Origin of the sequence: Streptomyces sp. NPDC057307 (assembly GCF_042667665.1) — a bacterium.
In the GTDB taxonomy this organism is placed as follows: domain Bacteria; phylum Actinomycetota; class Actinomycetes; order Streptomycetales; family Streptomycetaceae; genus Streptomyces.
In genome coordinates this window covers 17,602-32,711 of the sequence record NZ_JBHUZM010000054.1, presented here as the reverse complement: position 1 = coordinate 32,711, position 15,110 = coordinate 17,602, and the positions used below count along the sequence as shown (strand labels likewise).

Genomic DNA, 15,110 nt, shown 5'->3' with positions numbered 1-15,110 from the left:
CCTAGGACCTGTCCTGGAGGGTGTCTTCCCGCGGCGGGGCCGTCGGCTCCGCCGACGTCTGGTTCGCCCGTGTCCCGCCAGCCTGTGTCTGGTCGACCGAAGTCTCGTCGGCCGTCGTCGTGGCAGCAGCCGCGACGGCGGTCTGAGAACGTTTGAACATACGCGTGGCCGTGATCTCGCCGTGCACCGTCTCGCCGTCCGGGTCCTGCTGGGGAAGCCCCGGCCGCAGATGTTCCTCGACACTGATGTATTTCAGGCCCGCCCGCAGGTCCGCGTCGTTGCGCAGCCGGATGACCAGGGGGAATTCGGCCAATGCTGTCGTGTCGAAGAGGCCGGTCGTGTAGAGGAGTTGGACGCCGAGCGCGTCCGAGACGGCGCGCTGGAGCTCCAGCAGATACGTCGCGTTGGCGCGGCCGATCGGATTGTCGAGGAAGAGTGTGCCGGCGTGCCGGTGCTTGTCGCGTCCCCGGTCGTTGCTCCGCAGCGCGGCCATCGTGCAGTAGAGGGCGATCGCGGCGGTGAGCAGTTGGCCGCCGGAGAAGACGTCGCCCATCTGACCGACCGGGACGCGCTCGGCGCGCAGCACGGCGTCCGGTTTCAGGATCTCGACGGCGATGCCCTTGGGCTGGAGGGCGGCCTGAACGCCTCGCAGCAGCAGGGACATGCCGTCCCTGCGGAGGTCGGAGTTCTTCTTGAGGGCGGCGTGGGTCGCCTCGTCGATGACCTCGCCGAGCCGTTCGGTGAGGGTCGCCTGGTCGGGTTCCTCGAAGCGGATCCGGAGGAATTCCTGGCCGGACCACTCGCCCAGTCCCTCGGGCAGCCGGGAGAGCCGCTGCGCCGAGCGCAGGGTCGTGAGCGCGGACTCCACCAGTCCGCGCAGCCGGTCGACGATCGAGTCGCGGTTGCGTTCCAGTTGCTCCAGCTCGTCGGTGAGGACGCGCAGCCGGGGGGCGAAGGCGTTGGCCCACTTCGCGGCGTGGTCGGGCAGCGCGGCCGCGGGCAGTTCGCGGATCTGCTGGCGGGCCGGGGTGCGTACCTGCTCGTAGCGGGTGGAGTTGGCGTGCCGTACGAGAATGTCGCTCGCTTCCCGGACGGCGGCGTCGGCCGCGGACAGGTCCGTCGCGCAGGCGCGCAGCGAGCGGCGGGTCTCGGCGGCGGCGATCCGGGCCTCTTCGATACTGCCGGGATAGGGCTCGGAGGCTTCCGGTGCCTCGTCGGTGTCCTCGTAGGCCGAGCCCCGGAGGAGATCGCCGAGGAGGGCCGCGGTCTCCTCGAATCCGCCTGTGGCGTCCTCGGCGGTGCGGTGGGCGTGCAGCAGTTCGCTGTGTGCGGAGCGGGCGGTGTCCAACGCGTCGGTGCGCGTGGCGAGTTCGTTGGTGGCGGTACGGAGCAGGGCCTGGGCCTGGGCCACCTCGGTGGGGACGTGCCCGTCGGGCAGGTCCGTGTGTGTCTCGCCCTCGGCGGGTGCGAGCCGTTCGGCCTCGCCGCGCAGGCGCCCCAGGTGTTCGCTGGCGGCCGACGCGCGTGACTCCAGCATCTGGACGAGCGATTCGGCGCGGGCGGCGGCGGCCTGCCGGGACGGTCCGTCGGCGCCGTCCGTGCTCTCCAGGAGCTGGGCGGCGCGGGTACGGACCTTGTTGCTGAGCCGGTCCAGTTCGGCGAGGGCCGCGCCTTCGTCGCTCTCGGCGTGGGCCTGTTCGGCGCGGAGGTCGGCGCCGACGCCGACCTTCTCGTACAGCTGGGAGGCGGCCCGGTATGCCTCGCGCAGCGCGGGCAGCGCGGTGCGGGGCGCGTCCCCGTCGGGCTCGGGCAGATTCTCGGGGGCGCCGGCGATCTCGGCGCGCTCGGCGCGGAGCGCACGGGACGTACGGCGGGCGTCGTCGGCGGCGCGCTGGGCGGCGCGGCGGTCCTCGTCGGCGGCGCGGGCCCGTTCCAGACAGGCGGTGGCGCGGGCTTCGGACTCCGCGGCGTCGTCGGCGAGCGCGCGCAGCTTGACCTGCCAGCCGGCCCGTTCACGCAGGCGGAAGGCGAGGCCGGCGAGGGCGTCGGAGACCCGGCGGGCGCGCTGGGCGGCCTCCTGCCGTTCGTCGCGTACCCGGGCGGTGTCGGCGGCTGCCTCGTCCGCCTCGATCCGGACCGTACGGGCCTCGGCGAGTTCGGCCCCGGCCGACCTCGCCAGATCGTCGGCGTCCCGGGCGGTCTCCGCGAGTTCCGTGAGTCTGCCCGGGGCGCAGGTGGCGCGCCAGGAGCCGAGGCGCGCGGCGATGGCCCGGTCGGCGGAGAGCCGGGCGGACAGGGTGCGGATCTCCTCGTCGCGGGCGGTCGACTTGGCGCGCAGGGACTGCCGTTCGGCGTCGGCGGCGTGCTCGTCGTGCATGGCCGGGTTGGGCGGTACGAGGAAGACACCGCTGTCCTCGCCGCCGGCCGCGTCACCGTGCGGGCCGGGACCCGGCACCGGTGCGAGCAGGGCCGCGGCCGTACCGACGGCGACGGTGGAGCGCGGCAGGAGGGCGGCGCCGGAGAGGACTTCGCGTGCCCTGGCGTGCGAGGCGGGTTCGGTGATGACGACGCCGTCGACCAGTTCGGGCCGGGCGGTGAGGACGGCGGCGTGGTCGGCGGGGTCGACGGCCTGGGCGAGATAGCGCCAGCCGGGGAGGGCGGGGATGCCGTGTTCGCCGAGGTATTCGACGGTGGCCAGGACGTCGGGGCCGGGCGGGAGCAGCCCGCCGTCGCCGAGCGCGCCGAGGATGCGGGAGTCGTCGGCGGCGGCCGTACGCAGGTCGAACAGCTGGCGTTCGGCGGCGGTGACGCCCTGGTCGAGGAGTTCGCGCAGTTCGTCGGCGTACCGGTCCAGTTCCTCGGGGGTGAGGGGACCTTGGGCGGTGGGGGCCGCCGGGGCGCCGGTCGTCCTGGACAGTTGCCCGACGGCGGTGCCGGTGCCGTCCGGGCGCTTCGTGCCACCGGAGCCCGCCTCGGGGGACGTTCCGGGAGCGGTTCCGGGGGCCGCCGCCGGACCGGTCGGGCCTTCCGGGCCGCCCTGGCCGGCGCTGCGTGGTCCGGGGACGCCCGCGCGTGGTGGTGCGCCGGGCAGGCCGAGCAGTTCGGTGAGGCGTTCCTCCTCGGCGATCGACTCGGCGGTACGGCGCTCCGCGTCGTACTCGTGCTCTGCGGCGCGCGCGGCGTCGACGGCGCGGGCCTCGGCGAGTTCGGCGCGGGATTCGGTCGCCGCAGCCTCCCTGGCCCGGTCCGCCGCCGCGCGCGCCGTCTCCCTGGCCGCGTCCCAGGCGGCGACCGCGGACTTCTCCGCGTCGCTCGCGGCGAGCGCGGCCCGTGCCGGGTCGGCGTCCGGTGCGGTGTCGTCGAGCCAGCCGGCCCGTACCGCCTCGGCGGTCTCCTGCTCGACCTCGGACAGCCGCTGGCGCAGATGACCGGTCTCGCTGCGGGCGCGCTGCGCCTCGGTGGCCGCCGCTGTCGCGTCACGGTGCGCGGCCTCGCCGACCTCCTGGAGCGCGGCGGAGCGCTCCTCCTCCTCGTTGGCCAAGCTCTCGCCGTCGGCCGCGGCCGCGTGGAGCGCGCGGACGAGGTCGGCGGCGGCGGTGGCGCGGGCGGCCAGGGCGGGTGCCGCGTCACGTTCGGCCTCGCGGATCGCGACGGCGACGCGCGCCGAACGGTCGGCGGCGGCGCGGTGCCGCAGGACGTTCTCGGCGGCCTGCCAGGCGGAGTGGAGCGTACGGGCGTCGGTCAGCTCACGGCGCTGCGCGGCGGCGGCCTTCTCGGCGACGGTGAGGGCCAGGGAGGCGTGCCGGTAGGCCAGTTCGGCGGCGATGAGCGCGCTGCGCCCGCGGGCCCGGTCGGCCTCGGTGACGGTGTGGGCGGCGGCGGTGACCTGCTGGGCGAGGTCGCCCACGCGGTCTCGTTCGACGGCGGCGCGGGCCGTGAGTCTGCGTGCGAGGGTACGGGTGCGGCGCTCGGCGCCGGCGTGGATGTCGCGGGCCCGGGACCGGGAGTCGGCGGCGTCGACGATCCGGCCGAGCAGATCGACGGAGCCCGCCGTGAAGTCCCGCTCGGCGGTCAGTTCGGCGCGGCGGCCCAGTTTGTTGCCGAAGCCGCCGACGAGGTCGGCGAGCCCGTCGGTGTCGCGGGTGTCGGTGACGGCGCGCAGCAGCAGGTCGGTGAAGTCGGAGTCCTTCTTCACCGCGAAGAGCCCGGCGGCCTCGCCCTCGTCGGCGTTCATCTCCCGCTGGTAGCGGAACAGTTCGGGGTCGAGGCCCAGATCGCCGAGATGCTCGATCCAGCGGTCGTGGATCTCCTCCCAGTGCACGTCCAGATGCGGGTACGCCTTGCCCGCCTCGGTGATGGCGTCCCGGAATCCCTTCATGGTGCGGCGCCGGCCCCTGGCGCCGGAGACACCTTCCACGGGCCGCCGGACGGCGGTCGACTCGGCGACCGGCAGCGAGTCGAGGCTCAGCCCGGGGCCCGGCCGGAAGGAGTACCAGGCTTCGGCGAACTTGCGCGGGTCGTTGGACACCTGGCGGCCGCGCCATTCGCTGGCCTTGCCGACCACGACCAGCTCGCCGGTGAGGGTGTGCTGCCATTCGAGGGCGACATGGCCGCAGTCGTCGGCGAGCAGGAATTTTCGCAGCACTCCGGAGCTGGCGCCGCCGAGGGTGTTGCGGTGGCCGGGCAGCATGACCGAGAAGATCAGTTTGAGCAGGACGGACTTGCCGCCGCCGTTCTCCAGGAAGAGCACGCCGGCGGGGGCCGGGCGGCGCGGCGGGCCGACCGGCTCGTCCTCGAAGAACTCCGCCTGGGTGGGCGCGGGGTGGGGCACCGGCTCGCCGACTCCGCGCAGGTCGAGCACGGTGTCGGCGTAGCGCGCACCGGCAGGCCCGATGGAGTAGAGGCGGACCCGGGACAGCTCGTACATGGCGGCGGACTCTCGTCGTGATCAGGACCGGCTGATGACCGGACGGGGTGGGGGGGCGGGGCTGGGCTGCCGGGCCGGTGGACCGCTGGGCTCAGGAGTGGAACGGCAGTCCGGCGTCGGCGACCAGGTCGAGGTCGTCCGGGTCGGGTGGGGGGAGCAGCGTCGCCGAGCCGTCGGTGACCGGGACGACGCCCAGGGCGAGCAGTTCGGCCATGGCGGCGCTGCCGGCCATGTCGCGGACCTGGAGCTGGTAGCGGGCCGTGGTGCGGTACGCGCCTCCGGCGTCGTCGCCGGTGCGGTGCAGGAAGCCGGAGTCGGTGAGGAAGGCCATGGCCTTGCCGATGATGCCGGTGGTGGAGCCCGCCAGGCGGCGCGCGTCCTTGGTGGCGCCGGTCGAGCTGCGGCGCGCGTAGACGCGCCAGGCGGACTCGAGGCCGGGGGCGTCGGTCTCCGGGTCGGTGTTCTCGCCCTGTTCCTCGGCCTGTTCCTCCAGCCTGCGGCACGCCTGCCGTACGAAGGCGTCGACGCCGTTGACGGTGATCCGGCCGATGTACCCGTCGTCGGCGAGGTCCTCGGGGCGGGGGAAGGCCATGGCGGCGACGGCGAGATGGGCCAGGCCGTGCAGGAAGCGGTCCGCCGAGTCCGTCGACGCGCGGCGGGCGTAGTCGCCCATGCGGACGGCGAACACGGAGTCCTCGCCCGCCGTCACGGCCATTCCGGCGCGGGAGGAGACTTCGAGGACGACAAGACCGAGGCCGGTGGCCACCGCGTCGGCGAGCCGCGCGAAAGAGGTCTCCTCGCGGTAGCGGCGCAGCAGGTCGGCGTATTCGGCGTCCCGCGCGGGCAGCAGCTTGGGCTGGAGTCCGAAGGAGACGAGGCGGGCGGCGTCGGCCGCGTCGGCGGGGGTGACGGCGCCGCCCGGCGGCGGGGGCACGGACGTGCGGGCCGTTTCGGTGCTGCCCGGCTCGCCCCACGCGGCGGCGTGCTCTGCCTGGTGGTCGCTCACGGGCGCTGCTCCTCGCTGGGGATGGTTCGGAAGCGGGTGGTTCTAATGCGGGTGGTCCCGATGCGGGTGGTCCTGATGCGGGTGGTCCTGATGCGAATGGCACGGGCCGTCGGCCCGGGACGGGTCCTGTGGATCCTCGGGGGCGTCATGCCGCGTCCGTACGGTCGGCGGTCATGCCCGCGGCGTCCAGGAGAGCCATGCCCACTATGAGGTCGGCGCCGCCGAACTCCTCGTCGTCGAGGGGGGTGCCGTCGTCCACGGCGAACAACAGCCGCTCCTCGCCCTGTCGGTAGGCCGTACCGACGGGTGGGCTGGCCGCGTGGATCGCGAGCAGCGCGACCAGATAGGGCAGGTCCTGGTCGCGGCGGCGGGCCTCGGCGAGCAGGCCGGAGAGTCTGCGCGGCGCGTCGGGCTCCAGGTCGAGCAGTTCCATCGCGCTCGCCAACTGCTCCTCGCTGAAGCGGCTGTCGGCGGGGGTCGCGATCAGATCGGGCTCGGGCATCTCCGCGCCGAGGTGTTCGCGCTCCACGGGGGGTGTGAGGAGCAGGTCCACGAGGTCGCCGACCCGCACGGACGCGGGCGTGCGCAGTCCGGTGCCACGGGCGAAGAAGGCGTCGGTGACGCGGCTCGCCCGGTCGACCGACAGCGGCAGGAGCGGGGCGACGAGCTGGCCGTAGAGGTCGAGGCCCGTCCGTGTCGTGGGCTCGGCGAACGCCTGGCGGTCCTGCTCGGCGCGGAACAGCGGTCCGGCCTCCAGGAGTCGGGACTGGAGCTGGGTGTGCCGGCGGATGCAGTCCTTGACGATGTCGACCAGCTCGGCGGCGCGCCGCTTGTGCTCGGCCGTCTTGGGGTCGGCGCCGGTCTCCGCCTCGTCACGGGACTTGCGGATGTTGTTCAGGATGGCGTTCTCGTGGCGGTAGCGGTCGGCGACATGGTCGAGCGCCTCGGCGATCATGTCGGGCACGGCGTTGAGCCAGTCGACCGCGCGGACGTTGCGCCGGGTCGCCTCCAGGGTTCTGCGCAGGGTCTCCGCGTACTGCACGGTGCGGTACCGGGCCTGTTCGGCGGCGAGTTGGGCGTCGGCGAGCCGCCCCCTGTTGATCAATACCTCCAGCTTGACCTCGGCGGCGATCTGCGCGCTGGTGACGTCCGTGTCCAACGCGCCCACCAGCACGTTGACCGCTTCGTCGGTGGTGCGCAGATAGACGCTGCCGCCGTGGCCGGGGACTTCCTCGATCAGTTTGAAGTCGTAGTCCCGGCGGATGTAGACGCCGTCGGCGCCGAACGTGCCGTACACGGCGCGGAAACCGCGGTCGACGCTGCCGACGTTGATCAGATTCTCCAGCACCCAGCGGGCCACGCGCTCGTGCTCGGTGACCGGACGGTGCGGCGCCTGGGCCGCGACGCGTGGGAGGAGTCTGGCCACTATCTGCTCGTGGTCCGCGCCGGTGTCGAAGTCCATGTTGAGCGTGACGAGGTCGATCGCCGCGAGCGCGACCTCCGCCATCGCGTAGACGGAGTACTCCCCCGCCAGATTGGCCTTGCGGGTGTCGAGGTCGTGCAGCGGCGCGGTGCAGGCGAGCGCGCGCAGCCGCCGCGCCAGCCCTTCGTCGGCGGCCGGGCCCTGGGCGAGCCGCGGCCCCGCGCTGAGCTGGGGCGGAACAGGGTCCGTCGAGGCAGGCGAAGTCACGCTGCACAGATTAGGTCCTCGGACTGACAACGGTCGAAACGACGCAGAAGCCCCAGCGACTTCCGCGGGCGGGCAGGGATACGGCGGACCGGCCACCGGCCCGCCGCACCGGGCGAGTTCAGCCCGGTGTGCCGTATCCCCCGCCGCCCGGGGTGCGCAGCACCAGTACGTCGTCCACGGCCATGTCCGCCGAGTCGACGCCCTTCAACGACGCACGGGTCCCGTCGGCCCGGTCCACCTCGTTGGCGCCGAGTTCACCCGGCTCACCGCCCGCCATGCCGTACGGCGGCACCGTGCGGTGCCCGGACAGCAGCGTCACCGTCATGGGTTCCAGGAAGCGGATACGCCGTACGACTCCGTTCCCGCCGGTCCAGCGGCCACGGCCGCCGCTGCCGTCCCGGACGGCGAATCCGTCGACCCGCACCGGATAGCGCCATTCGAGCACTTCGGGGTCGGTGAGGCGGGAGTTGGTCATATGGGTCTGGACGGCGTCGGCGCCGTCGAAGCCCTCCCCCGCGCCCGATCCGCTCGCCACCGTCTCGTAGTACTGGACGCGTTCGTTGCCGAAGGTGAGGTTGTTCATGGTGCCCGAGCCCTCTGCCTGGACGCCGAGCGCCGCGTACAGGGCTCCCGTCACGGCCTGCGAGGTCTCCACGTTGCCCGCCACCGTCGCCGCCGGGAAGGCCGGCGCCAGCATCGAACCGTCGGGCACCCGTACGTCGAGCGGTGCCAGACAGCCACTGTTGAGCGGGATGTCGTCGGCGACCAGGGTCCGGAAGACGTACAGGACGGCCGCCATCACCACGGATGTGGGCGCGTTGAAGTTGCCTTCCTGCTGCGGTGAGGTCCCGGTGAAGTCCACGACGGCGCTGCGGGCTTCGCGGTCGACGCGTACGGCGACCTCGATGACCGCGCCGTTGTCGGTCTCGTAGCGGTAGGCGCCGTCGCTGAGCCCGGCGATGATGCGGCGCACGGACTCCTCCGCGTTGCGCCGTACGTGGCCCATGTAGGCGTCGACGACGTCGTAGCCGAACTGCTCGGTCATGCGGCGCAGTTCGGCGATGCCCTTCTCGTTGGCGGCGATCTGGGCGCGCAGGTCGGCGAGGTTGGTGTCCGGGTCGCGGGAGGGGTACCGCGCGGCGGCGAGCAGTTCGCGGGTCTCGGTCTCACGGAGCCTGCCGCCCCGTACGAGGAGCCAGTTGTCGAAGAGCACGCCCTCCTCGTGGATGGTCTTGCTGAAGGCGGGCATCGAGCCGGGCGTGATGCCGCCGATCTCGGCGTGGTGGCCGCGCGAGGCGACCAGGAAGCGCAGGTGTTCGCCCTGTTCGTCGAAGACGGGTGTCACCACCGTCACGTCCGGCAGATGGGTGCCTCCGTGGTACGGGTCGTTGACGGCGTACACGTCGCCGGGGCGGAGTGAGCCCTCGTCGCGCTTCAGCACCTCCTTGATGGATTCGCCCATGGATCCGAGGTGGACGGGGATGTGCGGCGCGTTGGCGATCAGATTGCCCTCGGCGTCGAAGAGGGCGCAGGAGAAGTCGAGCCGCTCCTTGATGTTGACGGAGTGGGCGGTGTTCTCCAGGCGTACGCCCATCTGCTCGGCGATGGCCATGAAGAGGTTGTTGAAGACTTCGAGCAGCACCGGGTCCACGTCCGTGCCCGCGGCGACGCGGGTGGGGCGGGGGCGTACGCGGGTGAGGAGCAGATGTCCGAGGTCGCCGACCGCCGCCTGCCAGCCCGCGTCCACGACGGTCGTCGCGTCGGCCTCGGCGATCATCGCGGGGCCCTCGACGGTGTCGGAGGGCCGCAGATCGGCGCGCCGGAGGAGCGGGCAGTCGCGCTCCGTGCCGTCGACGAACATCCGCACCCTCACGGGTCGTACGGGCTCGCCGTCGCCTTCTACGGAGGCCGCGTCCGCCGCGTACGTACTGTGCGACTCGGCCGTTCCGACGGCCTCGACCGACACGGCCTCGACCACCAGCGGCTTGTCCATGGTGAAGGCGTAGCGCGAGCGGTGTTCGCTCTCGAAGGCCGCCGTCATGTCGGCGACGCCGCCGAGGGGCACCGCCAGGCTCGCGTCCGTTCCGGCGTACCGGAGCAGCACGCGCGCGTAGGTGGTGATCGCGGCGTCCGGGACGGAGTCGGCGCGCAGTTCGGCGCGGGTGCGCTCGGCGAGTGCGGCGCACAGTTCCCGCACCCGGCCGAGCGTGCCGCCCTCGCCGCTCTCGCCGTCGCCGTCGCCGTCGCCGAGTTCGGCCTCCACCGACTGCTCCCGCATGGCGGTGGCGTCGGCGAGTCCGATGCCGTACGCGGAGAGGACCCCGGCGAGCGGCGGCACGATCACCGTGTCGACGCCGAGCGCGTCCGCGACCGCGCAGGCGTGCTGGCCGCCCGCGCCGCCGAAGCTGGTGAGGGCGTAGCGGGTGATGTCGTGCCCGCGCTGCACGGAGATCTTCTTGACGGCGTTCGCCATGTTGAGCACGGCGATCTCCAGAAAGCCCGCGGCGACTTCGGCCGGCTCGCGCCGTACGCCGGTGGCCGCCTCGACCTCCTCGGCGAGCGCGGTGAAGCGCTCGCGCACCACGTCGGCGTCCAGCGGCTGGTCGCCGTCAGGTCCGAACACCGCGGGGAAGTGGTCCGGTTGCACCCGGCCGAGCATCACGTTGGCGTCGGTGACGGTGAGCGGGCCGCCCCGGCGGTAGCAGGCGGGTCCCGGCACGGCGCCCGCCGAGTCGGGGCCGACGCGGTAGCGCTGGCCGTCGAAGTGCAGTACGGAGCCGCCGCCGGCGGCGACGGTGTGGATGTTCATCATCGGCGCCCGCATCCGGACCCCGGCGACCTGGGTGCCCAGCTCGCGCTCGAACTCCCCGGCGTAGTGCGAGACATCGGTCGACGTGCCGCCCATATCGAAGCCGACGACGCGGTCGAAGCCCGCCTGTCCGGAGGTACGGGCCATGCCGACGACACCGCCCGCCGGTCCGGACAGCACGGCGTCCTTCCCACGGAAGTGGGCGGCCTCGCGCAGCCCTCCGTTGGACTGCATGAACATCAGGCGGATGTCGCGGAGTTCGGAGGCGATCTCGTCCACGTAGCGCCGCAGGATCGGGGAGAGGTAGGCGTCCACGACGGTCGTGTCGCCGCGCGGTACCAGTTTGATCAGCGGGCTGACTTCGTGGGAGCTGCTGACCTGGGTGAAGCCGGCCGCGCGGGCCGCTTCGGCGACGGCACTCTCGTGGTCGGGATACCGGTAGCCGTGCATGAGGACGACGGCGGCGCTGCGGAAGCCGTCGTCGTACGCCTCCCGCAGCCGCGCGACGACGGCGTCCGTGTCCAGCGGCCGGACGGTGGCACCGTGGGCGTCGACGCGTTCGGGAACCTCGATGACGCGCTCGTAGACGGCCTCCGGCAGCACGATGTGACGGTCGAAGAGTCGGGGGCGATTCTGGTAGGCGATCCGCAGCGCGTCGCCGAAGCCCTCGGTGACGAGGAGGACGGTCGGCTCGCCCCGGCGCTCCAGCAGCGCGTTGGTCGCGACGGTGGTGCCCATCTTGACGACCTCGATCCGGTCGGCGGGCACCGGATCGTCGGGTGCTACGCCGAGCAGCAGCCGGATCCCGGCCACCGCCGCGTCCGGGTACTGCTCCGGGTTGTGCGACAGCAGCTTCCTGGTGACGAGACGTCCGTCGGGACGCCTCCCCACCACGTCGGTGAAGGTGCCGCCACGGTCGATCCAGAATTCCCAGCGCCCACTCATTCCCCCATTCTCGCAAGCGGAGCGGCCGGCGGCAGTGCTGTCAGCGCACGGGAGAGGTCGTGCTCGGCGCGCAGATCGAGGTGGTCGGCGGTGCCGCGCACCTGGTGGCGCATCTCGGCGCCCGCCAGCCACAGCAGTTCGGGCAGCAGATCGGTGCTTCTGCGCACCATCCAGCCGGCGCCCGCCGTCGCCAGCCAGAGCAGTGCCTCCGTCCGGGTGGGCGGCGGCCGTTCGGGCTCCTGGGGTGGTGGCGGGCCCAGGGTCAGGCCGCGCGCGGTGAGCATCGCGTGGAATCGCGCGGCGATCATCCGGTGGCCGCGTTCGCCGGGGTGCAGCCGGTCGGCGCTCCACAGGGAGCGGTCGGCGACCCACGCCGGGTCGGCGGCGTGCAGATGGACGGCGCCGTACCGCGCGGAGAGCGTGTGGATGAGGGTGTTGACCGCGCGCTGTCTGCGCGCGAGCGGTCTCGCGAGGGGCGTGGGCAGGCCCAGCATGATGCCGGGGTCGGGCAGACAGGCGGTGAGCAGGACGGTTCCGCGCGCGGTGAGGGCGGCACAGACCTCGTCGAGGGCGCGGGCCATGGCGGCGACGTCGAAGGCGCGCCGGAGGGTGTCGTTGACGCCGACGACGACGGAGGCGATGTCGGGCGCGAAGGCGAGGGCCGCGGGGGTCTGTTGCGCACGGACGTCACGGGTCAGGGCGCCGCTGGTGGCGAAGTTACGGAAGGTGGGGGCGGGTTCGGCGGGGGCGGCGTGGCCGGGGGGACGTCCGGCCGATCCGGCGGCGTGGCCGGAGCGAGGGACAGCGCCGGACACGGCCCAGAGGCGGCGGCCGGGGACCGTCGTCCGGCGGTCCCGCCCGTCGGCAGCGCCGTGAGGCATGGCCGGTGCGGACCCGCCGAGCGCCGCCGTTCCGTCGTCGGCCGGTGTGAGCGCTTCGGCGAGCAGTACCGCCCAGCCGCGCCAGCCGCCGTCCACGCGGTCCCCCACGCCCACGGTGAGCGAGTCCCCGAGCGCGGCGAACCGGAGCGGCCTCGGTACGGAGGGCTCGACGGGAGCGGCGGCCTCGGGCGGCGCCCCGAGGTTCGCGTACACGGTCATCCCGCACCCCCGACCGGAGGCGGCACCGGCGCCACCGCGACGGACGCCACCGGCGCCGCGACCGCGGGCGACCCGACCGCCATCGGGAGCGCCGTGGGGAGCGCCGTCGCCGAAGCGGCGGAAACCACGGACGGAACCGAAGAAACCCGGGGCGCCGGCTCGGGCGACGAAACCGCCACCGGCGCCCCGGCGCCCGTCCCGGCCTCCGCGAGCGGGTGGTCCCGCCCCGTACGCGCCGGCGCCTCGTGTGCCGCCAGGAACGCCGCCACCGCGCGGTCCCACCCGAAGAGTTCGGCCCGCGCCCGTGCCGCAGCGCGCCGGGCGGCCTCCGGGCGGGCGAGGAGTTCTCGTACGGCGTCGGCGAACGCCCTCGGCGTGTCCCCCGCCGTGCCGCCCGCCGCGCCCAGGATCTCCGGGAGGGCCGACGACGCACTCGCGACCACCGGGGTGCCGCAGGCGAGTGCTTCGAGCGCGGACAGGCCGAACGTCTCGGCCGGTCCCGGTGCCAGGCAGATGTCCGCGGCGGCCTGGAGGTCCGCCAGCCGCTCCCGGTCGCCCACGTGGCCGAGGAAGACCACCGGCAGCCGCCGCTCGCGCGCCCGGCGCGCCAGTACGCCCGCCAGCGGGCCGTCTCCGGCGATCACCAGCGCCGCCCCCACGCCCAGACCACGGAGCGTGGCGAGGGCGTCGAGCGCGACGGCGGGCCGCTTCTCGACGGACAGCCGCGAGCAGAGCAGCAGCAGGACGTCCGCCCCGCGCGCGTACCTGGCCCGCAGCGCCTCGCGGCGCCGGTCGGGCCGGCAGCGCAGCAGGTCGACGCCCAGCGGCGCGCGCACCACGTTGCGTGCGCCGATCCGGACGAACTCGCGCTCGGCCCACTCGGTGGTGCAGACGATCCGTGAATACGCCCACGCGCTGCGCCGGTTGAGCAGGTCCGCGGCCCGTCCGGCAGCCGCCTCCGGGACGCCCCAGGTGCGGAGCACCCCGTCGGCGGTCTCGTGGGACACCATGACGGACGGGATCCGGCGGCGGCGCGCCCACTCCCCCGTCCACCGCAGGGTGGTGCGGTCGGAGACCTCCAGGTGGTCGGGGGCGAGGGTGTCGAGCAGGGCACCGAGGCGTCGGCGGTCGGTCAGGACCCGGTAGCCGCCGGTGCCGGGCAGCACCGTCCCGGGCAGGGTGATCACCCGTCCCTGCGTCGTGTGTTCGTCGCTCCGGCGCTCGCCGGGCACGATCAGGACCGGTTCGTGCCCGGCGGCCAGGTAGCCCGCGCCGAGCTCCTGGAGGGCGGTCCGGAGGCCGCCCGAGGCCGGGGTGACGAAGTTGGCCAGCCGTACGATCCGTACGCCGCGAGGAGCGGCACCGAAGCCGCTCACGCGACCACGGCCGTGCGTGCGCCGATGACCTCGGCGTAGTGGTCGAGCAGTTGGTCGCCCACCGAGGCCCAGGTGCGGCCCTCGACCGTGGCGCGCGCCGTACGTCCGTAGGAGGCGCGCAGTTCCGGGGCGGCCCGGAGGTCGCGTACGGCGCCGGTGACGGCCCGCGCGTCGAGGGGCGGCACCAGCAGCCCCGTGCGGCCGTGGTCGACGAGGTCGAGCGGTCCGCCCGCCGCGGGGGCGACCACGGGGATGCCGCTGGCCATGGCCTCCTGGACGGTCTGGCAGAACGTCTCGTACGGCCCGGTGTGGGCGAAGACGTCGAACGAGGCGAAGATCCGGGCCAGTTCGTCGCCGGTCCGGCGGCCGAGGAACACGGCGCCCGGGAGGGTGGTGCGCAGGGACGGCTCGCTGGGCCCGTCCCCGACGATCACGACGCGGACGCCGGGCAGCCCGCAGACACCCGACAGGAGTTCGACGTGCTTCTCGGCCGCCAGCCTGCCGACGTAGCCGACGATCAGCTCACCGCCGGACGCGAGCCGGCGGCGCAACGCGTCGTCGCGCAGTTCGGGCCGGAACCTGACGGTGTCCACGCCGCGCGGCCAGAGCCTGACGCGCGGTATGCGGTGCTCCTCAAGGTCCTTGACGGCGGCGCTGGACGGGGCGAGCGTGCGGTCCGCCGCGCTGTGCACGGCGCGCAGCCGCCGCCAGGCCGCCGCCTCGCCGGCGCCCATGTAGGTGCGGGCGTAGCCGGCGAGGTCGGTCTGGTAGACGGCGACGGTGGGTATCCCCAGCCGCGCGGCGGCCGCCATGCCGCGTACGCCGAGGACGAACGGACCGGCCAGGTGCACGACGTCGGCCCGGTGCGCGGCGAGGGTCGTGGCGACGCGGCGGCTGGGGAGGGCCACGCGTACCTGGGGGTAGCCGGGCAGCGGCAGGGAGGGGACGCGCACCACGGGGCACGGTGCGTCGGAATCGGCCGTACGGGGAGAAGAGGCCGTGCGGGGAGACGGGGAGAGGGAGACCGAGGGGGACGGGGGCTCGGCGCCGGCGAATGCCGCCGACGACGAAGCCGGTGCGATGACGAGCGGGTCATGGCCGCGGGCGACGAGGTGCCGGGCGGTCTGGAGGGCGCAGTGCGCCACGCCGTTCACATCGGGCGGGAAAGATTCTGTGACGATGACGACACGCATACTGGTGTTGTCGCCGCACCGGGGGTGGTCCCGCCAACGTGGATCTTTCCGCGTGGAAAACGTC

7 protein-coding genes are annotated in these 15,110 nt (G+C 74.0%); all 7 read right to left on the bottom strand.

What is annotated here, in order from left to right; all coding sequences use genetic code 11:
- Position 1 precedes the first annotated feature (1 nt).
- The 7 genes from ACFUN8_RS19865 to ACFUN8_RS19835 all read right to left on the bottom strand — a co-directional run bounded on the left by ACFUN8_RS19865 (position 2) and on the right by ACFUN8_RS19835 (position 15,046).
- On the bottom strand, positions 2-4,927 hold the full coding sequence (locus ACFUN8_RS19865) for a hypothetical protein (RefSeq protein ID WP_383639026.1): 4,926 nt from the start codon (positions 4,925-4,927) through the stop codon (positions 2-4).
- Between the two features lie 91 nt (positions 4,928-5,018).
- Positions 5,019-5,933: a hypothetical protein gene (locus ACFUN8_RS19860; protein ID WP_383639022.1), complete on the bottom strand. Its 915-nt coding sequence runs from the start codon at positions 5,931-5,933 to the stop codon at positions 5,019-5,021.
- A gap of 145 nt (positions 5,934-6,078) precedes the next feature.
- Positions 6,079-7,623 (bottom strand): hypothetical protein, encoded by a 1,545-nt coding sequence (locus tag ACFUN8_RS19855; protein WP_383639019.1) that lies wholly within the window; start codon positions 7,621-7,623, stop codon positions 6,079-6,081.
- Positions 7,624-7,741: 118 nt separating this feature from the next.
- Complete coding sequence (locus ACFUN8_RS19850) at positions 7,742-11,377, bottom strand: hydantoinase B/oxoprolinase family protein (RefSeq protein WP_383639016.1); 3,636 nt, start codon at positions 11,375-11,377, stop codon at positions 7,742-7,744.
- Positions 11,374-12,477: an SGNH/GDSL hydrolase family protein gene (locus ACFUN8_RS19845; RefSeq protein WP_383639013.1), complete on the bottom strand. Its 1,104-nt coding sequence runs from the start codon at positions 12,475-12,477 to the stop codon at positions 11,374-11,376. The genes ACFUN8_RS19850 and ACFUN8_RS19845 overlap by 4 nt, the downstream gene beginning before the upstream one ends.
- On the bottom strand, positions 12,474-13,853 hold the full coding sequence (locus tag ACFUN8_RS19840) for a glycosyltransferase (RefSeq protein WP_383639010.1): 1,380 nt from the start codon (positions 13,851-13,853) through the stop codon (positions 12,474-12,476). The genes ACFUN8_RS19845 and ACFUN8_RS19840 overlap by 4 nt, the downstream gene beginning before the upstream one ends.
- On the bottom strand, positions 13,850-15,046 hold the full coding sequence (locus ACFUN8_RS19835) for a glycosyltransferase family 4 protein (protein WP_383639007.1): 1,197 nt from the start codon (positions 15,044-15,046) through the stop codon (positions 13,850-13,852). The genes ACFUN8_RS19840 and ACFUN8_RS19835 overlap by 4 nt, the downstream gene beginning before the upstream one ends.
- Positions 15,047-15,110: the final 64 nt, after the last annotated feature.

Coding starts and splice junctions, on each gene's coding strand:
- ACFUN8_RS19865 (WP_383639026.1), bottom strand. CDS start 4,927: ATGTACGAGCTGTCCCGGGTCCGCCTCTACTCCATCGGGCCTGCCGGT.
- ACFUN8_RS19850 (WP_383639016.1), bottom strand. CDS start 11,377: ATGAGTGGGCGCTGGGAATTCTGGATCGACCGTGGCGGCACCTTCACC.
- ACFUN8_RS19845 (WP_383639013.1), bottom strand. CDS start 12,477: ATGACCGTGTACGCGAACCTCGGGGCGCCGCCCGAGGCCGCCGCTCCC.
- ACFUN8_RS19835 (WP_383639007.1), bottom strand. CDS start 15,046: ATGCGTGTCGTCATCGTCACAGAATCTTTCCCGCCCGATGTGAACGGC.